The sequence below is a fragment of the Streptomyces sp. NBC_00400 genome (assembly GCF_036048035.1).
In the GTDB taxonomy this organism is placed as follows: Bacteria; Actinomycetota; Actinomycetes; order Streptomycetales; family Streptomycetaceae; genus Streptomyces.
Window position 1 is genome coordinate 6,555,813 of the sequence record NZ_CP107940.1, and the last position, 19,766, is coordinate 6,575,578.

Annotated in this window: 17 protein-coding genes; 9 read left to right on the forward strand and 8 right to left on the reverse strand. The window is 71.9% G+C overall.

Annotated features, from left to right (window positions below; translation table 11 throughout):
* Positions 1-206 precede the first annotated feature (206 nt).
* Positions 207-485 (forward strand): GlsB/YeaQ/YmgE family stress response membrane protein, encoded by a 279-nt coding sequence (locus OHS81_RS28675; RefSeq protein WP_328387916.1) that lies wholly within the window; start codon positions 207-209, stop codon positions 483-485.
* A 65-nt stretch (positions 486-550) separates the two neighbouring features.
* Here OHS81_RS28675 and tyrS read toward each other — a convergent pair whose 3' ends face one another.
* The 3 genes from tyrS to OHS81_RS28690 form a co-directional block, all read right to left on the reverse strand.
* Complete coding sequence (gene tyrS, locus OHS81_RS28680; protein WP_328387918.1) at positions 551-1,954, reverse strand: tyrosine--tRNA ligase; 1,404 nt, start codon at positions 1,952-1,954, stop codon at positions 551-553.
* 158 nt (positions 1,955-2,112) lie between these two features.
* Entirely contained in the window at positions 2,113-3,564 is a 1,452-nt protein-coding gene (locus OHS81_RS28685; protein WP_328387920.1) for a metallopeptidase TldD-related protein, read from the reverse strand.
* On the reverse strand, positions 3,561-5,090 hold the full coding sequence (locus OHS81_RS28690) for a TldD/PmbA family protein (RefSeq protein WP_328387922.1): 1,530 nt from the start codon (positions 5,088-5,090) through the stop codon (positions 3,561-3,563). Before OHS81_RS28690 ends, OHS81_RS28685 begins: the two co-directional genes overlap by 4 nt.
* 317 nt (positions 5,091-5,407) lie before the next feature.
* Here OHS81_RS28690 and fabG point away from each other — a divergent pair, with 317 nt between their 5' ends.
* Entirely contained in the window at positions 5,408-6,112 is a 705-nt protein-coding gene (gene fabG, locus OHS81_RS28695; protein ID WP_328387924.1) for a 3-oxoacyl-[acyl-carrier-protein] reductase, read from the forward strand.
* 5 nt (positions 6,113-6,117) lie between these two features.
* A complete protein-coding gene (gene fabI, locus OHS81_RS28700) occupies positions 6,118-6,888 on the forward strand; it encodes an enoyl-ACP reductase FabI (RefSeq protein ID WP_189102722.1) in 771 nt (256 codons plus the stop codon).
* 210 nt (positions 6,889-7,098) lie between these two features.
* Here fabI and OHS81_RS28705 read toward each other — a convergent pair whose 3' ends face one another.
* Entirely contained in the window at positions 7,099-7,782 is a 684-nt protein-coding gene (locus OHS81_RS28705) for a FadR/GntR family transcriptional regulator (protein WP_328387934.1), read from the reverse strand.
* A gap of 145 nt (positions 7,783-7,927) precedes the next feature.
* Between OHS81_RS28705 and OHS81_RS28710 the strand changes: the two genes are divergently transcribed.
* The 4 genes from OHS81_RS28710 (at position 7,928) to OHS81_RS28725 (ending at position 10,487) form a co-directional block, all read left to right on the forward strand.
* Complete coding sequence (locus tag OHS81_RS28710; RefSeq protein ID WP_328387936.1) at positions 7,928-9,265, forward strand: CynX/NimT family MFS transporter; 1,338 nt, start codon at positions 7,928-7,930, stop codon at positions 9,263-9,265.
* Positions 9,266-9,281: 16 nt separating this feature from the next.
* On the forward strand, positions 9,282-9,398 hold the full coding sequence (locus tag OHS81_RS28715; RefSeq protein WP_256331552.1) for an SGM_5486 family transporter-associated protein: 117 nt from the start codon (positions 9,282-9,284) through the stop codon (positions 9,396-9,398).
* A 266-nt stretch (positions 9,399-9,664) separates the two neighbouring features.
* Positions 9,665-9,880 (forward strand): hypothetical protein, encoded by a 216-nt coding sequence (locus tag OHS81_RS28720; protein ID WP_328387941.1) that lies wholly within the window; start codon positions 9,665-9,667, stop codon positions 9,878-9,880.
* 88 nt (positions 9,881-9,968) lie between these two features.
* Entirely contained in the window at positions 9,969-10,487 is a 519-nt protein-coding gene (locus tag OHS81_RS28725; RefSeq protein ID WP_129297059.1) for a SixA phosphatase family protein, read from the forward strand.
* 182 nt (positions 10,488-10,669) lie between these two features.
* Here the strand turns inward: OHS81_RS28725 and serB are convergent, their stop codons facing one another.
* The gene (gene serB, locus OHS81_RS28730) at positions 10,670-11,917 is read right to left on the reverse strand and encodes a phosphoserine phosphatase SerB (protein WP_328387944.1); all 1,248 of its coding nucleotides are present in this window, start codon (positions 11,915-11,917) and stop codon (positions 10,670-10,672) included.
* Between the two features lie 550 nt (positions 11,918-12,467).
* Here serB and OHS81_RS28735 point away from each other — a divergent pair.
* A complete protein-coding gene (locus OHS81_RS28735) occupies positions 12,468-15,053 on the forward strand; it encodes an ABC transporter ATP-binding protein/permease (RefSeq protein WP_328387946.1) in 2,586 nt (861 codons plus the stop codon).
* 114 nt (positions 15,054-15,167) lie between these two features.
* On the opposite strand, the gene OHS81_RS28740 is transcribed toward OHS81_RS28735, so the two are convergent.
* The 3 genes from OHS81_RS28740 to OHS81_RS28750 all read right to left on the reverse strand — a co-directional run bounded on the left by OHS81_RS28740 (position 15,168) and on the right by OHS81_RS28750 (position 18,417).
* Complete coding sequence (locus OHS81_RS28740) at positions 15,168-15,950, reverse strand: transglycosylase SLT domain-containing protein (protein ID WP_328387948.1); 783 nt, start codon at positions 15,948-15,950, stop codon at positions 15,168-15,170.
* A gap of 410 nt (positions 15,951-16,360) precedes the next feature.
* Positions 16,361-17,491 (reverse strand): S-adenosylmethionine:tRNA ribosyltransferase-isomerase, encoded by a 1,131-nt coding sequence (locus OHS81_RS28745; RefSeq protein WP_443058875.1) that lies wholly within the window; start codon positions 17,489-17,491, stop codon positions 16,361-16,363.
* On the reverse strand, positions 17,491-18,417 hold the full coding sequence (locus tag OHS81_RS28750; RefSeq protein ID WP_328387952.1) for an SDR family NAD(P)-dependent oxidoreductase: 927 nt from the start codon (positions 18,415-18,417) through the stop codon (positions 17,491-17,493). Before OHS81_RS28750 ends, OHS81_RS28745 begins: the two co-directional genes overlap by 1 nt.
* 185 nt (positions 18,418-18,602) lie before the next feature.
* On the opposite strand from OHS81_RS28750, the gene OHS81_RS28755 reads away from it, so the two are divergent.
* Positions 18,603-19,748: a GAF domain-containing sensor histidine kinase gene (locus tag OHS81_RS28755; protein ID WP_328387954.1), complete on the forward strand. Its 1,146-nt coding sequence runs from the start codon at positions 18,603-18,605 to the stop codon at positions 19,746-19,748.
* Positions 19,749-19,766 lie beyond the last annotated feature (18 nt).

Consider the following 19,766-nt stretch of genomic DNA (forward strand, 5'->3'; position numbering starts at 1 on the left):
GTATCCGGTCGGTTTCCACGGTACGCCGCGGCCGCGCCGCCTTCGAGACCGGGTCATGCCCCGTTCCGGCGGGGTCTGTCACCCCGTTCCGGCGGGGTCTGTCACCGCACTGGTGCGTACGACGGTTCCCGGCGTGCGCCATAGCCGATGCGGGGCGACACTGAGCGGGCGAGTGTCATCTGCACCGTGCCGCAGGAGGAGTCGACATGACGTGGTTGTGGGCCATCATCGTGGGCCTGGTGCTCGGCCTGATCGCGAAGGCCATCATCCCGGGCAAGCAGCAGATCCCGCTCTGGCTGACCGTGATCTTCGGCATGCTGGGCAGCGTCCTCGGCAACTGGGTGGCCACCGGCATCGGGGTGAATGACACCAAGGGCATCGACTGGATCCGGCACCTGTTGCAGCTGGCCGGCGCGATCGTCGTCGTCGCCGTCGGTGACCGTATCTGGGCCTCCATGCGCGGCCGCAAGAAACATGCCGCCTAGACGCCCCCGAACACGGGCGGCCGGCGCGCAGCGATGCGCACCGGCCGCCCGTGTCCTCTGCCGTCTCAGCGGCCGTCGAGCTGAGCCAGCTTCCGTCCGGCCTTGAGGTATGCGACCCCGGCCGTGTCCGCCAGCTTCTCGGCCAGCACCTCACCCAGCGGCCGGACCGAATCGGCCTCCGCGAGCGTCACGGTCTGCTGCCCGTCCTCGCCCTCCACGACCAGCCGCAGCGCATTCTGCTTGGCCAGCCGCCGCGCCGCCGAGGCGCTGGGCGTGAACTCCAGGATCTTGGTCAGCACCGTCGCCACCGTCTCCGCGCCGTGCGCGGCGACATCGACGACCGGGAGCGAGTCCACATCGGAGAACGACTTCTTGGAGAACTGCGCGACGAAACCGGCCCGCGCCGCCATCGCCGCCTCCATGCCGTACAGCGCCGCCACGACCTCGCCCGCCAGGACCTTCTTGAGGTCCATCGGGTGCAGCGAGCGGTCCGTGACCCGGCCCAGGACGAGCGCGATCTCCCCGTCCGTCCACTCCGTCCAGGCCTTCAGGTACGGCTCCATCAGCCGGTCGGGCACCGACATGATCTTGCCGAAGACATCGTCGGCGGGGGCGCTCAGCCCGACGTAATTGCCCTTGGACTTGGACATCTTGGCGCCGGTGCCGTCCGTGCCCTCGATCAGCGGCATGGTCACCACCAGCTGCGGCCGCTGCCCGCGCAGCTCCATCAGCTTGCGGCCCATCTGCAGATTGAGCAGCTGGTCGGAGCCGCCCAGCTCCACATCGCACTCCAGCGCCACCGAGTCCAGGCCCTGCGCGATGGGGTACAGCAGCTCCGTCATGGTCAGACCGGAGCCGGCCGCCAACCGGTTGCGGAAGTCCTCGCGCTGCAGCAGCTGGGAGGCCGGAACCTGGGCGAGCAGCATGAGCAGTTCCGGGAAGGTGTACGGCGCCAGCCACTCGCTGTTCTGCCGGAAGCTGACCTTCTCGAAGTCGAAGAAGGGCCGCACCTGTTCGCGGTACGTGGCGAGGTTGTGCGCGATGTCCTCGTCGGTCAGCGGCGGGCGCTCGGCCGTACGGCCCGACGGGTCGCCGATCTTGGCGGTGAAGTCACCGATGATCAGGGTGACGTCATGGCCCAGCCGCTGGAACCGGCTCAGGACGATCAGCGGCACCGCATGCCCCAGGTGGACATCGGTGGCCGTCGGGTCGATGCCCAGCTTGATGTGCAGACCCTGGCCGGCCGCCCGGCGCTCCTCGATCCGCTCGGCCAGCTTCTCCACGCCCGGCAGGACCTCGACCGTACGGGCCGCGATCAGCTCGGCCTGCTCCTTGGCGGGCAGGTCCGTCAGGTCGAGATAACGCCGCGCGCCCGTCTCCTGGAGCAGCTCCCGGACCGTGGCGTCCGAGGAGAGGTCGGCGGAGAGCAGGGTGGTGGCGCGGGCGACGGATTCGCCGAGGCGTGTCATGGCGTTCCTGATCGATCGTGGTTCCCGAACGGGTGGACAAGCGGACAGTCTATTGGTCCCGGAGGACGCACCCGCGCCGTCCGCCTGCCACCGCCCGCCGGCCTGCCCGCCGCAACCGGCGGGGCGGACATCACCGGCCGGGCGGGACGCCCGCGGCCTCACACCCCGCGGCTGACCGAGCTCATGTGGAAGTCCGGGACGCGCAGTGCCGGCATCGCGGCCCGGGTGAAGTAGTCGCCCCACTCCCGCGGCAGGGTCCGCTCCGTACGGCCCGCCTCCACCGCCCGGGACAGCAGGTCCACCGGCGACTCGTTGAACCGGAAGTTGTTCACCTCGCCGACCACCTCGCCCTGCTCGACCAGGTAGACCCCGTCCCGGGTCAGCCCGGTCAGCAGCAGCGTCGCCGGGTCGACCTCGCGGATGTACCACAGGCAGGTCAGCAGCAGCGCCGGGCCGTCGTGCCCGGCGGCGGCCACCATCTCCTCCAGCGAGCGGGAACCACCGCCCTCCAGGAGGAGGTTGTCGATGCCCGGCGCCACCGGAAGGCCGGTGAGCCCGGCGCTGTGCCGGGTGGTCGGCAGCCGGTTCAGCACGCCTTCGCGCATCCACTCGGTGGCCGTCAGCGGCAGCCCGTTGTCGAAGACCGACGCATCGTCGCCGGAGGAGTGCGCCAGCACGAACGGTGCGCACTCCAGACCGGGCGCCCGTGGGTCGCTGCGCAGCGTCAGCGGCAGCTCGCTGAGCCGTTCGCCCAGCCGGGTACCCGCCCCGGGCCGGTCCGCCGCACCGTCGTGGGCCGGCCGGGAGAAGACCGTGCGGCCTTCGACGGCGTCCCGGGCCCCGGAGGACCACATCTGGTAGACGAGCAGGTCGGCGACGGCGGTCGGCGGCAGCAGGGTGTCGTACCGCCCGGCGGGCAGCTCGATCCGCCGCTCGGCCCAGCCCAGCCGCCGCCCCAGCTCACCGTCCAGCTCCCGCGGATCGACATCGGCGAAGTCCCGGGTCGCCCGGCCGGCCCAGGCAGAGCGGGGTCCGGCCGCGCCAGTACCTGCGGACTTGGCGTTCAGCTCCAGCGTCCCCGTGGGCTGGTCGTGCCGCAGCCGCAGCCCGGTCGAGGTGCCCAGATACGAGGAGACGACATCGTGCCGGGCGAAGCCGTACAGCTCACGGCCGCCCGCGCGGGCCTGCCGGAAGGACTCACCCAGCGCCGGGGCGAACGCCGCGAACACCTCCGAGGAGGTCTCGGCGGGCGCCTCGGTGAAGTCGGCGGACCCCTTCTCGCCGCCGACCAGCGGCTGGGCGTCCTCGGCGGGCCCGGCGTCCCGGGCGGCCGCCTCGGCGGCACGTACCAGCGCCTCCACGTCGTCCGCGGTCACCGCGGAGCGCGAGACGACACCGGACGCTGTGCCCTGGCCGCCGTCCACGGTCGCCACGACCGTGAGGGTACGGCCGCGGGTGACGCCGTTCGTGGTGAGCGCATTGCCCGCCCAGCGCAGATTGGCGCCGGAGTGCTCATCGGCGATGACCACACAGCCGTCGGCCCGGGAGAGCTCCAGGGCCCGCTCGACGATCTCGTGCGGCCTGTTCCTGCGCGGTGTACGCGTGCTCATCGACCGGCCTCCTGCGTGGTGTTCAGAATGTTCACGCCCTCGAAGAGAGCCGACGGGCAACCGTGGGAGACCGAGGCCACCTGGCCCGGCTGGGCCTTGCCGCAGTTGAAGGCGCCGCCCAGGACATAGGTCCCCGGACCGCCGACCGCGGTCATCGAGCCCCAGAAGTCGGTGGTGGTCGCCTGGTAGGCGACATCACGCAGCTGCCCGGTCAGCCGTCCGTTCTCGATCCGGTGGAAGCGCTGCCCGGTGAACTGGAAGTTGTACCGCTGCATATCGATCGACCAGGACCGGTCGCCGACGACATAGATGCCGCGCTCCACCCCGGAGATCAGCTCCTCGGTGGACGGTCCGTCCGGGGCCGGCTGCAGCGAGACGTTCGCCATCCGCTGGACCGGCACATGGCCGGGGGAGTCCGCGTACGCGCAGCCGTTGGAGCGGTCGAAGCCCGTCAGTTTCGCGATTCTGCGGTCGAGTTGGTAGCCGACCAGGGTGCCGTCCTTGACCAGGTCCCAGGACTGGGCGGCCACCCCCTCGTCGTCGTAGCCGATGGTCGCGAGCCCGTGTTCGACGGTCCGGTCGCCCGTGACGTTCATCAGCGCGGAGCCGTACGCCAGCTTCCCGAGCTGGTCGAAGGTGGCGAACGAAGTGCCCGCGTAGGCCGCCTCGTAGCCCAGCGCCCGGTCCAGCTCCGTCGCGTGCCCGATCGACTCGTGGATCGTCAGCCACAGATTGGACGGATCCACCACCAGGTCGTACGTGCCGGCCTCGACGCGCGGCGCGCGCATCTTCTCGGCGAGGTGATCCGGGATACGGGCCAGTTCACCGTCCCAGTCGTAGTGGTCGCCGGTCAGGTACTCCCAACCGCGGCCGGCCGGCGGGGCGAGGGTGCGCATCGAGTCGAAGTCGCCGGTCACCGGGTCCACCGCGACCGCGGTCAGTTCGGGGTGCAGCCGCACCCGCTGCTGGGTGGTGCCGGTGCCCGCGCTGTCGGCGTAGAACTTGTTCTCCTGGACGGTCAGCAGCGAGGCGTCCGCGTGGGCCACGCCCGCGGCGCCCAGCAGCCGGGCGCTCCACTCGGCCAGCAGCCCGCTCTTCTCGGCGTCCGGTACGTCGAACGGGTTGATCTCGTACGAGGAGACCCAGGTGCGGTCCGGGTGCGCGGGCTCGTCGGCCAGCTCGACCCTCTCGTCGGAGCCGGCGGCCCGGATGACCTTGGCCGACAGTTTGGCCATCGCCACCGCCTGCGAGGCCACCCGCGCCGCCGCGTCCATGGTCAGATCCACCCCGGAGGCGAAGCCCCAGGCCCCGCCGTGCACCACCCGGACCGCGTACCCGAGGTCGGTGGTGTCCGAGGTCCCGGACGTACGGGCGTCCCGCAGCCGCCAGGACGCGCTGCGGATCTGCTCCAGGCGGAAGTCCGCATGGTCGGTGCCCAGCGCGCGGGCGCGGGCCAGCGCGGCATCGGCCAGCGCGTGCAACGGCAGCGCCAGGAATGTTTCGTCAACGGCATGGAGTGCAGGCAAGGAGTCCTCCCGTGGTCGGCGCCTGCATCATGCCCTGCCGGGCGCCTGTGGCCCAGGGTACGGCGGTGCGCGGCGCCGGGAGTCAGCCAGGGCGTGCGCAGGTGCCGGGCGCCGGTGCGGGCACGGCCGGTGGCCGCCGGGGGCGCGCCGCGGGCACGCACGGTGGCCGCCGAGGGGGCGCGTCGCGGTGGTGGTTCTGTGGAGACCCGACAGTGACCGGCGCCCGTGCCTGTCCGTGCTGGATTCCACCTAAAGGCTCCGTGACCGATAGTTTCGTATCGAACGCAGGACGGACAGGAAACGGAAAGGGTGATCTCTTGAGCCGCTCGGTTCTGGTCACCGGAGGTAACCGCGGCATTGGCCTCGCCATTGCCCGTGCCTTCGCCGAGTCAGGCGACAAGGTCGCCATCACCTACCGCTCGGGCGAGCCGCCCGCGGGGTTTTTGGCCGTGAAGTGCGACATCACGGACAGCGAGCAGGTCGAGCAGGCGTACAAGGAGATCGAGGAGAAGCACGGTCCGGTCGAGGTGCTGGTGGCCAACGCCGGCGTCACCCGTGACCAGCTGCTGATGCGGATGTCCGAGGAGGACTTCACCTCGGTCCTGGAGACCAACCTCACCGGCACGTTCCGGGTGGTCAAGCGCGCCAACCGGGCGATGCTGCGGGCCCGCAAGGGCCGCGTCGTGCTGATCTCGTCCGTGGTGGGCCTGACCGGCGGCGCGGGCCAGGCGAACTACGCCGCGTCGAAGGCCGGCCTGGTGGGCTTCGCCCGCTCGCTCGCCCGTGAGCTGGGCAGCCGCAACATCACCGTCAACGTCGTCGCCCCCGGCTTCGTCGACACCGACATGACCCGTGTGCTCACCGATGAGCAGCGGGAGAGCATCGTCAAGCAGGTGCCGCTCGCGCGGTATGCGCAGCCCGAGGAGATCGCCTCCTCGGTCCGCTTCCTGGCCTCCGACGAGGCCGCGTACATCACCGGAGCCGTCATTCCTGTCGACGGCGGATTGGGCATGGGTCACTGATCAGCATGAGTGGAATCCTTGCAGGCAAGCGCATCCTGGTCACGGGTGTCCTGACCGAGTCGTCGATCGCTTTCCAGGCGGCCAAGGTCGCCCAGAACGAGGGCGCCGAGGTCATCCTCACCGGCTTCGGCCGGCTCTCCCTCGTCGAGCGGATCGCCAAGCGGCTGCCCAAGCCGGCCCCGGTCATCGAGCTGGACGTCACCAACCAGGAGCACCTGGACGGGCTGGCCGACAAGATCCGTGAGCACCAGGGCGAGGGGGCCCGTCTTGACGGCATCGTGCACTCCATCGCCTTCGGCCCGCAGGGTGCCTTCAACTTCCTGGAGGCCGAGTGGTCGGACGTGGGCACCGCGGTGCAGGTCTCGGCGTACTCCTACAAGTCGCTGACCATGGCCTGCCTGCCGCTCATGGAGCACGGCGGCGCGGTCGTCGGCCTCACCTTCGACGCGCAGATCGCCTGGCCGAAGTACGACTGGATGGGCGTGGCCAAGGCGGCGCTGGAGAGCACCAACCGCTACCTGGCGCGTGACCTCGGCGCGAAGAACATCCGCTGCAACCTGGTCTCGGCGGGCCCGATCAAGTCGATGGCCGCCAAGTCCATCCCCGGCTTCGAGGAGCTGGCGGACGTGTGGAACCACCGCGCCCCGATCGGCTGGGACCTGGCCGACCCGGAGCCGGCCGGCCGCGGCGTCGTCGGCATGCTGTCCGACTTCTTCCCGCGGACGACGGGCGAGATCGTCCACGTCGACGGCGGTGTGCACATGATGGGCGCCTGACGCACCGGCGCCTTTTGCGCTGCCCGTCCGTGCTGCTCGTCCGTACTGCCCGTTCCGGTCCGCCGGGGCGGGCAGTACGCGTTCACGGGCGAGGCAGAGCGCGTCTGCGGGCCGGCGGCGCGGGTTTGCGGGGCGGGAGCCGGCGGGGCCCACCGGGATGTGGTGCGTGCGGTGTGTGCGCTGCGTGTGGTGCGTGCGGTGTTCCGCGGGTCAGCCGCGGTCCGGGAGGCCGAGCCGGCAGCCGAAGGGGTGGGCGCTCGCCTCGGCGGCGGCCCGCTGGCCGTCGCCCGCCCGGATCGCCTCGACCAGCCGGGCATGGTCCATATGCGCCTCGGGCCGCAGCTCCTCGCCCACATCGGCCCGCAGGAAGTCGCGCAGCACGCCCCCGAGGTCGGCGTAGATCTCGGCCAGCACCTCGTTGTGCGAGGCCGCCACGATCGCCATGTGCAAGGTCGCGTCCGCCTCCACGAAGGCCTCCGCCGCGCCGGACTCCCAGGCCCGCTCGCGGCGCTCCAGCAGGGCGTCGATCTGCCGCAGGTCTTGTGTGGTGCGGCGCTCGGCGGCGAGCCGGGCGGCCGACGTCTCCAGGGCACTGCGCAGCTCGGCGACGTGTCCCGGCTCGGCCGCGGCGAACCGGCGGTTCATCACCCCGGCCAGTTCACTGGTCGCCACCACGTACGTGCCCGAGCCCTGCCGGATGTCCAGCAGCCCGTTGTGCGCCAGCGCCCGTACGGCCTCGCGGACGGTGTTGCGGGCCACCCCCAGCTGCTCGACGAGCGCCGGCTCGGTCGGGATACGGGAGCCCACCGGCCACTCGCCGGACGTGATCTGGGCGCGCAGCTGCGCGATCACCTGGTCGGCCAGCGCGGACCGGCGGGGCGAGGTCAGAGGCATGGCTGCACTCCGGGGTGAAGGAGACGACGGACGGGGGCGGTGCCGCGCCCGGCGGAGCCTTGTGGCCGTCGGCGCCGGCCGGGCCGGCAGAGGCTATCGATATCGGCTGGACAGGCATTCATCCCATGATTCTATGATGGCGCCTATGGCAGACGACGACCTCGCGACCCTCGGCCCCGCCGCCGAGCCCCCCACGACCCTCGCCGACCGGCCCGCCGGCGGCACCGGACGCCCGCAGCCGGGCCTCGGGGAAGCCGCTCCGGAGAGCCACCACCAGGCGGGCGGGCAGGCCGGTCACCGGCTGCGGTGGGTCGTGATCGCCGGTCTCGTCCTCGCCGCGCTCAACCTCCGCCCGGCCATCACCAGCCTCGGCGCGCTGCTGGAAGAGGTCCGCGACGGTCTCGGCATGAGCGGCACCGTCGCCGGCCTGCTGACCTCCGTACCCGCGCTGTGCTTCGCCGCCTTCGGCATCGCCGCACCCCGTCTGGCCAGGCGCTTCGGGCCCGGCGCGATCGTCTGCGCCGGTATGGTCGCGATCACCGTGGGCGTCGTGGTGCGCCCGTACGCCGGCGGCACCGGCGGCTTCCTCGCCGCCAGCGGGCTCGCCCTGGCCGGCATCGCGGTCAGCAACGTCCTGATGCCGGTGGTCATCAAGAGCTGGTTCGCCGACCGGGTCGGCCCGATGACCGGGCTCTACTCCATGGCGCTGGCCCTGGGCACCTCGCTCGCCGCGGCGCTCACCGTGCCCATGACCGATGCGCTCGGCGGGAGTTGGCGGACCGGCCTGGCGGTGTGGGCGCTGCTCGCGGCGGTCGCCGTGCTGCCCTGGCTCGTGGTGGTACGGCAGCGCAGGGCCGCCGCCGGGCCTGCCGCGGGCGGCGCGGCACATACGGGGGAAGCCACCGTACGGATCACCTCCTCACCGACCGCCTGGGCGCTGGCCGTCTTCTTCGGTCTGCAGGCCACCGCCGCGTACATCACGATGGGCTGGATGCCGCAGATCTTCCGCGACGCCGGGGTCTCGGCGGGCACCGCGGGAGTGCTGCTGGCGGTCACCATGGCGATGGGCGTCCCGCTCTCCTTCGTCCTGCCGCGGCTGGCGGCCCGGATGCGGCATCAGGGTCCGATCGCGGTGCTGCTCGGTCTGTGCGGCCTGGCCGGTTACGCCGGGCTGTGGCTGGCGCCGGCCGCCGGCGCCTGGGCCTGGGCGCTGCTGATGGGCATCTCCAACTGCGCCTTCCCGCTGGCCCTGACGATGATCGGGATGCGTTCGACCAGCTCCGCCGGGGTCGTCAAGCTCTCGGCCTTCACGCAGAGCGTCGGCTATCTGATCTCCGTTCCCGGACCGCTGCTGGTCGGCACGCTCTACCAGCACAGCGGTGGCTGGGGGCTGCCGATCGCCCTGATGGCGGGGCTGATGGTGCCGCAGATCGCGGTGGGTGTGCTGGCCGGGCGGGACCGCCGGATCGAGGACGAGACCTGAGTGCGACACTGGGCGCATGCCAGTGCTCGAACCGAATCCGCAGGGCAGCCAGAAGAAGCTGCTCCTCGTGCTGGGCGTCATGCTCGGCGTGACCGTCCTCGTCGCGATCATTGCGAGTATCGCGGCGCCGTAGGGAAACCCCCTGGGCGTACTCGGCCAAGGGGCCGGTCCCGGCCGGGGCGCGGCCGGGCCGAGGCCGGCCGGGGCGTGGGTGGGGGCGGCCCGGGCGTGGTGGGGTGCCCCCGTCCCCTAGGGGGCCGGCGCCAGGGTCGAGTGGGGGGCTTCCCGGATAGGAACGGCCGCCGGGAATCCGTAGCTTCGAAGAGCACCGCACACAGCGGTGGGCGTGCCGCGGCCCGCGGTAGCGCCGCCCCTCGATGCGCCACGGAGGCGATGCGCATGTCCGCCGCGTCCAGCCGGCCGGCCGCCGCCAAGGCCCGCCGTCCCCGCCTGCGGGTGCACCTGCCGTGGTGGGCACTGGCCCTGCCGGTGATCTCCTTCGTGGTCCTGCTGATACTCGTCGCCAGTCCCGCCGAGGCGAGGGCCGCGAGCGCACCGCAGGGCCTGGTCGCGCTGGTGAAACTCCTGGCCCGGATGGTGCGCGGCGGTGTCTGACGCCCGCCCGCCGCCCGCGCCTCATCTCGCGGAGGGAGCACTTCAACACCCCGCGCCCCGTGCCGCCTTTCGTGCGAAGCTGGGACGCATGAGCGCCGATACACCCCGCCGGATTGTCCTCCTCCGACATGCCAAGGCCGAATGGTCGGAGACCAGCGATCATGAGCGTCCGCTCGCCGAGCGCGGCCGCAAGGATGCCCCGGTCGCCGGCCGCTGGCTGGCCGGAGCCGGGATCACCCCCGATCTGACCCTGTGCTCGACGTCAGCGCGTACCCGTGAGACATGGAAGCTCGCCGTCCACGAGCTCCCGCAGCGACCCAAGACCGTCTATGAGGAGCGGATCTACGAAGCCTCCCTGGGCGAGCTCATCGCGCTGCTGAACGAGACCTCCGACGACGTCACCGACCTGATGCTGGTCGGGCACAACCCCGGCGTGCACGCCCTCGCCGACGCGCTCTCCGGCGACGCCGAGGGTGATCTGCTGCCCCGGATGAACCGCAGCGGCTTCCCGACGGCCTCGCTCGCGGTGCTCGCCTTCAACGGCTCCTGGAAGTCCGTCGAGCACGGCGTCGGTCGCCTGGTCGCCTACTGGACCCCCCACGGATAAGGCTGAGGACCCCGCGCGCCCGGAGTGCGGGGAAGCGTGATGCACGCGAGAGGGCCCCGGCACACAGGTGCCGGGGCCCTCTTCTGTCCGTCGTCGCCCTTCGCCGGGCGGCGCTCCGTGCCGCGGCCGGGCCGACCGGGCCGGGCCGGACCACCGGACCGGGCCAGGCCGTGCCGGACCGCTCAGCCGACGAGGGTGTCCGCCGCCTCGACCTCTTCGCGGGTGATGCCCAGCAGATACAGCACGGTGTCCAGGAACGGCACGTTCACCGCGGTGTGCGCCGCCTCCCGCACCACCGGCTTGGCGTTGAAGGCGACACCGAGCCCGGCCGTGTTGAGCATGTCGAGGTCGTTGGCACCGTCCCCGATCGCCACGGTCTGCGCGAGCGGCACCCCGGCCTGCTGCGCGAACTCCCGCAGCAGCCGCGCCTTGCCCGCCCGGTCCACGATGTCGCCGGTGACCCGCCCGGTGAGCTTCCCGTCGACGATCTCCAGGGTGTTGGCCGAGGCGAAGTCCAGCCCCAGCTCCTCCTGGAGCGCGTCGGTGACCTGCGTGAAACCGCCCGATACGACGCCGACTTGATAGCCGAGCCGCTTGAGGGTCCGCACCAGGGTGCGGGCCCCGGGGGTGAGGCGCACCTCCTTGCGCACGGCCTCGACCACGGACGCGTCGAGCCCGCCGAGCAGCTCGACCCGGGCGTGCAGCGACTGCTCGAAGTCCAGCTCACCGCGCATCGCGGCGGCGGTGACCTCGGCGACCTCGGCCTCACAGCCGGCGTGCGCCGCGAACAGCTCGATGACCTCGTCCTGGATGAGCGTCGAGTCGACGTCCATGACCACCAGCCGCTGCGCCCTGCGCTGTAGCCCGGCCGCCACCACCGCGACATCCACGCCGAGCCGTGCGGCCTCGGGGGCCAGCACGCTGCGCAGCGCCTCGGTCGCCGCACCGGACACCGCGAACTCGACGGCGGTCACCGGATACTTGGCAAGCCGGAAGATGCGGTCGATGTTGCCGCCGGTGGCCGTTATGGCGGCGGCGATCGCGGCGGCGGTCTCCGCGGTGAGCGGGTGTCCCAGCACGGTGACGTGCGAACGCCCGGTGCCGCGCGGGCGGTTGTCACCGCGGCCGGAGATGATCTCCGCCTGGAGGTTCAGCGACTCGGCCCAGCTGTGCACGGTGGCCCGCAGGTCGCCTTCGGAGGTGCCGGAGGAGCCCTCGGCGGGGGAGGGGGCGGTGACCAGCGCGCACAGCGTGATGCGCCCCCGGGTCACCATCTGTTCGATGTCCACGACATCGACGGAGTAGGCAGCGAGGGTGTCGAAGAGACCTGCGGTGATGCCCGGCCGGTCCTTCCCGAAGATCTTCACGAGAAGGGTCGGTAGGTCATCGCCCGGTACGGCGGTGGCAGGCGGGATCTGCGATGCGCTCATGGTGCCCTTACGGTAACCGCCGGGCGGTCGCGTCCGTACGGGTGTCCGGCGTTCGGACCCGCGCGGCCCGGTCCCGCCGCGCCCGCACCCCTGTGCCTTGGCCCCCGGCGGCCCGTCGATCGTTATCGAGTCGTGTCCGGCTCACTCCGCGCCGCCCGACCAGGACATCTGCCCCGGCACGCCAACCCGCCTGCCGGGGCGACGGGTTCGGCGCACCGGCGGTACGCAGACGTGGCAGACCGAGCGGTCGGTCAGATGCGTATCCGCTTCCTCCCATAATGCGGCCTCCGCCGCGGACGTGCAGGGCGTCGACGGCGGGCCGTGCCGCTCCCGCCCGAGCCCCTTCCGACCGGAACGCCCGTTATCCGGTGATCTCTGGGTATCCGTGGGTGCTTCCCGCGCTCCGGGGGCCTTTGACGGGCAGTGGCGCACACACCTGCACCCCGGCCCCGTCCCGGTTACCGGTCCAGGGGCCGAGCCTGAAATAGTTCCTCACGATGTTCACCATCCCTGGACTTCCCATACAGGGCGTCACTCGGGGGACTATGTAATGGGGCGTGGAGTGCCTGAACTCGTACTCGAATTGAACGGAAGGACCTGGACGCTCGACCCGTCCCGGTCCTACAACGTGGGCCGTGATCCGCAGGGCGACATGGTGCTCGACGACGCCAGGGTCTCCTGGCGGCACGCCACCGTGCGCTGGGCCGGCCACAGCTGGATCATCGAAGACCAGGGCAGCACCAACGGCACGTATGTCCAGGGCCGGCGGATCCACCAGATGGAGATCGGCCCCGGCGCGACCGTGCATCTGGGCAACGCCACCGACGGCCCCCGGGTGACCCTGTCCGCCGGGGCGCCGGCCGCCGACGCCTTCGGCGCGCAGGCCGCGCAGGCCGCGATGGCGCCGCAGCAGCAGCCCGCCCAGGGCTGGCAGGCGCCCCCCGCGCAGCAGTCGCCGGGCCGCCACCAGCCGCCCGCCCAGCAGGGCTGGCAGGCGCCGCCGCAGGACCAGCAGCAGGCGTACGTCCCACCGCAGCAGGCCCAGCAGGCCCCACAGGCCCAGCAGTCTTCGCAGGCCGTGCCCCCGCAGCAGGCCCGGCAGTCCCCGCAGGCCGGCACCCCGGTCCACGGCGACCGCAGCCCGACCACCTTCCACCGCCTCGACTCGGGGCGGGTGATGCGCATCGGCCGTGCGCTGGAAAACGAGCTGGTCGTCTCCGACCTCCAGGTCTCCCGCCACCACGCCGAGTTCCGCGCCACCCCCGACGGCCGGTTCGAGATCCACGACCTCGGCAGCCACAACGGCACCTACATCAACGGCCAGCCGGTCCCCAAGTCCGGCAAGGCGCCGGTCGGCCCGAACGACATCATCGGCGTCGGTCACTCCACCTTCCGGCTGGTCGGCGACCGCCTCGAGGAGTTCGTCGACACCGGTGAGGTCTCCTTCTCGGCCCGCCACCTCACGGTCACCGTCGACGGCGGCAAGCAGATCCTCAAGGACGTCTCCTTCGGCGTCCCCGAGAAGTCCCTGGTCGCGGTCATCGGCCCCTCGGGCTCCGGCAAGTCGACGCTGCTCAAGGCGCTGACCGGCTACCGCCCCGCCAACGAGGGCGATGTCCTCTACGACAACCGGAACCTCTACAAGCAGTTCGCCGAACTGCGCCAGCGCATCGGTCTGGTCCCGCAGGACGACATCCTGCACAAGGAGCTGACCGTTGAGAAGGCCCTCAGGTACGCGGCCAAGCTCCGCTTCCCCGGTGACACCGCGGACGCCGAGCGCAAGGCCCGGATCGACGAGGTGCTGCACGAGCTCAAGCTCCACGTCCACAAGGACAAGAAGGTCACCTCGCTCTCCGGCGGCCAGCGCAAGCGGGTGTCGGTGGCCCTGGAGCTGCTGACCAAGCCGTCACTGATCTTCCTGGACGAGCCGACCTCCGGTCTCGACCCGGGCATGGACCGCGATGTCATGCAGCTGCTGCGCGGCCTCGCCGACGACGGCCGTACGGTCCTGGTCGTCACCCACTCGGTGGCCGAACTCGGCCTGTGCGACAAGCTGCTGGTGATGGCCCCGGGCGGCGGTGTGGCGTATTTCGGCCCGCCCGAGGAGGCGCTCAATTTCTTCCAGTACGACACCTGGGCGGATGTGTTCTCCGCGTTCGAGAACTACCGCGACTACGACTGGATGGGACGCTGGCGCGGCTCCCCGCATTTCCAGATGTACGCGGCGGACTTCGACGCCGTCGCCCCGCAGTCGGTCAATGTCCAGGTGCCGCCGGCCCGGATACACAAGTCCCAGAGCTGGGGCTCGCAGCTGTGGACGCTGATGCGCCGCTATGTCTCGGTGCTCGCGTCCGACCGGGGATTCCTGGGGCTGATGGTGATTCTGCCCGCGGTGCTCGGCGTGGTCTCGATGCTGATTCCCAGCGACTACGGCCTCGGCTACGGCCCGATGACCAAGGGCCGCACCAACCGCGATGCGAGCACCATCATGCTGATCCTCGCGGTCGGCATGTGCTTCTCGGGCGCCGCCAACTCGGTGCGCGAACTCATCAAGGAACGGGTGATCTACGAGCGCGAACGGGCCACCGGCCTGTCGCGGTCGGCGTATCTGATGTCCAAGGTGATCGTGCTCGGGGTGGTCACGGCCATCCAGGGCGTGATCATTGCGGCGATCGGCTTCTCGACCCGGAACCTGCCCTCCGAGGGCCTGATCCTGGCGAAGGCCCCGCAGATCGAACTGGCGCTGGCGATCATCGCGCTCGGCTTCACCTCGATGATGTTCGGCCTGATCATCTCCTCGCTGGTGAAGACCGCGGAGAAGACCATGCCGCTGCTGGTCATGTTCGCCATCGTCCAGGTGGTCTTCACCGGCGTGCTCTTCCAGCTCTTCGACACCCCGGGCGTCGCACAGTTCGCCTGGCTGATGCCGTCGCGCTGGGCCGTCGCCGCGATGGGCGCCACCGCCGACATGAACACCCTGCTGCCCTGGGAGCCGGGCAACCCGGACCCGCTGTGGAAGCACCAGACCGGCGTCTATGTGATGGACATGATCATCCTGATCAGCCTGGGTGTCGCGCTCGCCTTCGTCGTGGCACGGCTGCTGCGCCGCCACGAACCCGAGGTCATGCGCAAGTAGCACCGCACCGTGCGCCGCGCCGCGCACCGCACCCGCACGCCCGAGGGGCGGCACCCGGGACCGGGTGCCGCCCCTCGGCGGTGTGCGCGACGGCGGACTGCCTGAACCGGCGGCTCAGTACGCCGAGTTGACGTTGTCCATCGAGCCGTACTTGGCGGCCGCGTAGTTGCAGGCGGCGGTGATGTTGGCGACCGGGTCGTACAGGTTCCAGGAGGTGCCTTCGACGTGGTACGTCTTGAAGGTCGGCGCGATGACCTGCAGCAGGCCCTTGGACGGGGTGCCGTTGATGGCGTTGATGTCCCAGTTGTTGATGGCCATCGGGTTACCGCTGGACTCGCGCATGATGTTGCGGTGGATGCCCTCGTACGAGCCGGGGATGCCCTTCTTGGCCATGATGGCCAGCGACTCGCGGATCCAGCCGTCCAGGTTGTCCGGGTAGGTCTTGGCGGCCGGCTTGGCGGCGGTCTTCGCGGGCACCGGCTTCACGGCCGGCTTCGCCGCGGCGGGGATCGCGGTGCGTACGGCGGACCGGCTCGCGGCGGCCTTCGTGGCGCGCGCCTTCTCGGCCTGGGCCTTCGCCACGGCGGCGGCCTTCGCCTTGGCGGCCTTGACGGCAGCGGCCTTCTTGGCGGCGGCCTCGGCCTGGCCCTTGGCGGCGGAGCTGTCGGCCTGCTTGGCGATCGTGGCCTGCTGGGCCTCGGCGGCGGTACCGACCGCGCTGAAGGCGACCGGCTTCACGTTCTCGACAGCGGTGGCCTGCGCCCCGCCCTGATCGGCGCCCGCACCCGGAACGGCGGTGAAGACCAGAGCTGCGGCACCGGCTGCGGCGACACCGGCGACGGAGAGCTTCTGCGTCCGGGTCAGGCGGCGGAGACCAGAAGTGGCGTGCTGAGGCATGGCGGGACAGACCTTCCGATGGGGGGACGCCGCACGGGCCCGGAATGGTGGCGAACGCCGTAATTCCCTTCACGGCGCCGAGCGACGGGGCCATTCTTAGCGGCCGGAAATTCCCCCGGCAAAGGTGTGACGTACGATCCGGGTTAGTGGAACCCTGGCGGCGGATATTGCGTCCCGAAGAGGACTTTCCCAGCTCACGCAGTAATGGGCGGTCCACTAACCCGGCTCGTAAGTGACCTGCGTCCTATGCGCGGCGTCACAGTGCAACGGTGTTTGTCTCGCCGGACGTAATTGCAAACGCACAGTCCGTATGCGTCATATCCCCGCCCGAACCCTGCGACGGAATCCTGGACCGGCCCGGCCACACGGCCCGGGCCGGGGCGCCGCTGCACATCCTCCGCACCCGGAACTCAGTCGGGCAGCACGAGATGCAGATCGCCGAATTCATGCCACAGATAGCGCCGCCGCACCGCCGCCGCGTAGGCCCGGCGCAGCGCCTCCCCGTCGTCCGCCACCGCCTGGAGCATCAGCAGATGGGAGGCGGTGGGCTCGTGCAACCCGGTGAGCAGGCCGTCCACCGCCCGCACTCCGCGCTCCGGCGTGACCACGAGTTCCGTCCAGCCGGCCGCGGCCCGCACCCGCCCGTCCGTGCCGGTCGCCGACTCCAGGGCCCGTACGGCCGTGGTCCCCACCGCCACGATCCGCCCGGCGGGGGCGCCCGGACGCTGCCGCCGCGCCGCCGCCCTGCGCCGGGCCCGCGCGGCGTTCACCAGCCACGCCGTCACCGGCGGCACCACGAACCGCTCCGCATACGGCGGCTCGAACGCCTCCGCCGAGGCGACCCCCGTATGCAGCGAGACCGGCGCGAACTGCACCCCCTTGCTGACCAGCCGCGCCACCAGCGCGGCGGTGAAGGGCCGGGCGGCACTCGGCATCTCCGCGCTGCCGGCGCCGGGGGAGTCCACCGCGAACACCGTCTGGTACGCCTCCAGCAGCTGGTCCCGGTCCGTGTAGCCGTAGCGGATCGGCCGCCCGTGGCGCCGCATCAGCCCGTGCACCTCCGCGCCCGTCACCCGCGCCCACCACAGCCGGGCGCTCCCGGGGTCCAGCGGGGCCTGAAGCGCCAGCCGCGCCCCGCCGGGCAGCCGCACCACCGTGCCGGCCGGGCCGCCCGCCCGCGGCACGGTGCTGCCCCGCCCGTCCGGACTCCGCAGCTCCACCGCCCAGCAGCCGTCCACCGCCCGGCCCGCCGGGTGCCACCGGTCCGCCCGCGTGGAGAAGTGCACCACCACCGGCTCACCGCGCCCCCGGCCGTCGCCGACCCGGCCGTCCACCGCGGCCGGCAGCGTCCGCGAGGTGTTCACCACCAGGACATCCCCGGCCGCCAGCAGATCCGGCAGCTCGCCGAAGCCGTGGTGGCCGCTCGCCGCCGCACCCCGGCTCACCATCAGCCGTACGGCGTCCCGGCCGAGGCCGGGCCCCCGCTGCTCGGCCGGAACCCCGGCCGACAGCTCCGCCGGGACCTGTACCGCCTCCGTGATCACCGGGAGCTCCCCCCGTCGGACGCGGGCGCCCCGTCGGACGGCTCCGCCCCGGCCGCCGCGTGATACCGCCCGCTGGGGGCCTTGTCGTCCAGCAGGCGCAGCAGCCCGGGGACCACGGCCCGGGGCAGTGGCCGCCCGGAGGTGTCCTCGTCCGGTACCGCTGCCGCGTACAGATCGGTCCGCATGTCACCGGGGTCCACCCACCACACCCGCAGCTCCGGCTCCTCCACCGCGAGCACCGCCGACTGCTGGTCCAGCGCGGCCTTCGTGGCGCCGTACCCGCCCCAGGCCGGGTACGCCTCGACGGCCGCGTCCGAGCTGATGTTGAGCACCGCCCCACCCGCCCGGGCAAATGCCCCTTTCGCCCCGATAGCCGCATCGCTTACCGATCCATAGATGGGCAAATCGGGCGATCCGGCATTTCGGGCATTCTCGGTGTAAGGGCGTGAATCGTATGCCGCGTTATTTCCGGCATCCGCTATATGAGGAGCGTTCCCTATGAAGGGGATAACTTCCTCATACGAGGACAGGTAGGAGGAATTCCGCAAGAGCGGCAAAGCCTCCTGGACGAGTCCGAGCGGTGCCACCACATTCACCTCCAGTGCCGCCCGCAGCCCGTCCAGCGGATGGTCCGCCAGCCGCGCCAGCGGCTCGGCCCCCAGCGCGCTCGCGTTGTTCACCAGCAGATCGAGCCCGCCCAGCGCACCGGCCGCGGCCACCAGCGCCGCCCGGTGCCCGTGGTCCGTCACATCCCCGGGCAGCGCGACCACCCGCACCCCCGTCCCGCGCAGCTCCCGCGCCGCGTCCTCCAGCGGCCCGGGCGACCTGGCGTCCACGACCAGATCCCACCCCCGTGCCGCCAGCGCCGCGCCGAGCGCCCGGCCCAGTCCTTTCGATGCCCCCGTGATGACCGCCACCGGCATGATCGCGTCCCCTTTCGGTCCGGACCGGGATCCCGGCCCCGCCCTCACCGTAGGAACGCCGCGAGCCCCCGGACGTCGGCCGCCGGACCGGCCGTGGCCAGGGCATTCGGCCTAGGCCCGGCGGCGTAGGCGGCGGCCGCCGCCGGACCGATACGCGCTGGTCGCACCGCCGGTACGGTGTGCCCATGACCAACGGACCGGGAGCCGGAATCCCCGCGGTGAGCACCGCGATCCTGGCGATGAGCAGGCATCTGGAGGTGCGCGACGTCCTCAAGACGATCGTGGCCTCGGCCCGCGAGCTGCTGGACGCCGAGTACGCCGCCCTGGGCGTGCCCGACGACCACGGCGGCTTCGCCCAGTTCGTGGTGGACGGCGTCAGCGCCGAGCAGTGGAAGGCCATCGGCCCGCTGCCCCGCCAGCACGGCATTCTCGCCGCGATGCTGCACAACGCCACCCCGGAACGGCTCGCCGACGTCCGTGCGGACCCCCGCTTCGGCGGCTGGCCGTCGGCCCACCCGGACATGTCCGACTTCCTCGGCCTGCCGGTCGCCGACGGCGACGAGATCCTCGGCGCCCTCTTCCTGGCCAACAAGCGCTGCCCCAAGCCGTCCGGCGGCTGCGGTTTCACGGAGGAGGACGAGCGGCTGCTCGGGATACTCGCCCAGCACGCCGCCATCGCCCTGACCAACGCCCGCCTCTACGAGCGCAGCCGCGAACTGACCATCGCCGGGGAGCGCGCCCGGCTCGCCCACGAGCTGCACGACGCGGTCGCCCAGAAACTCTTCTCGCTCCGCCTCACCGCCCAGGCCGCCACCGCCCTCGTCGACCGTGACCCGGCACGTGCCAAGGACGAGCTGCACCAGGTCACCGCGCTGGCCGCGGAGGCCGCCGACGAACTGCGGGCCGCCGTCATCGAACTGCGCCCCGCCGCCCTGGACGAGGACGGCCTGGTCGCCACCCTGCGCTCGCAGGTCCAGGTCCTGGACCGGGCGCACTCCGCACGTGTCACCTTCGCCGCCCACAGCGTCCGGGCGCTGCCCGCCGCCCAGGAGGAGGCGCTGCTGCGGGTCGCCCAGGAGGCGTTGCACAACGCCCTGCGGCACTCCGGCGCCGAGCTGGTCGAGGTGACCTTCACCCGCAGCGGCCAGGGCGCGCTGCTGCGGATCGCCGACGACGGCTGCGGCTTCGACCCCGGCGCGGTCCGCCGGGCCGGCCGCCACCTGGGCCTGGTCTCGATGCACGACCGCGCGAGCGGCGTCGGCGGAAAGCTCACCGTGGAATCGGAGCCCGGTAAGGGCACCACTGTCGAGATGGAGGTGCCCGGTGGCTGACAGGGACAGGAGCGGCGC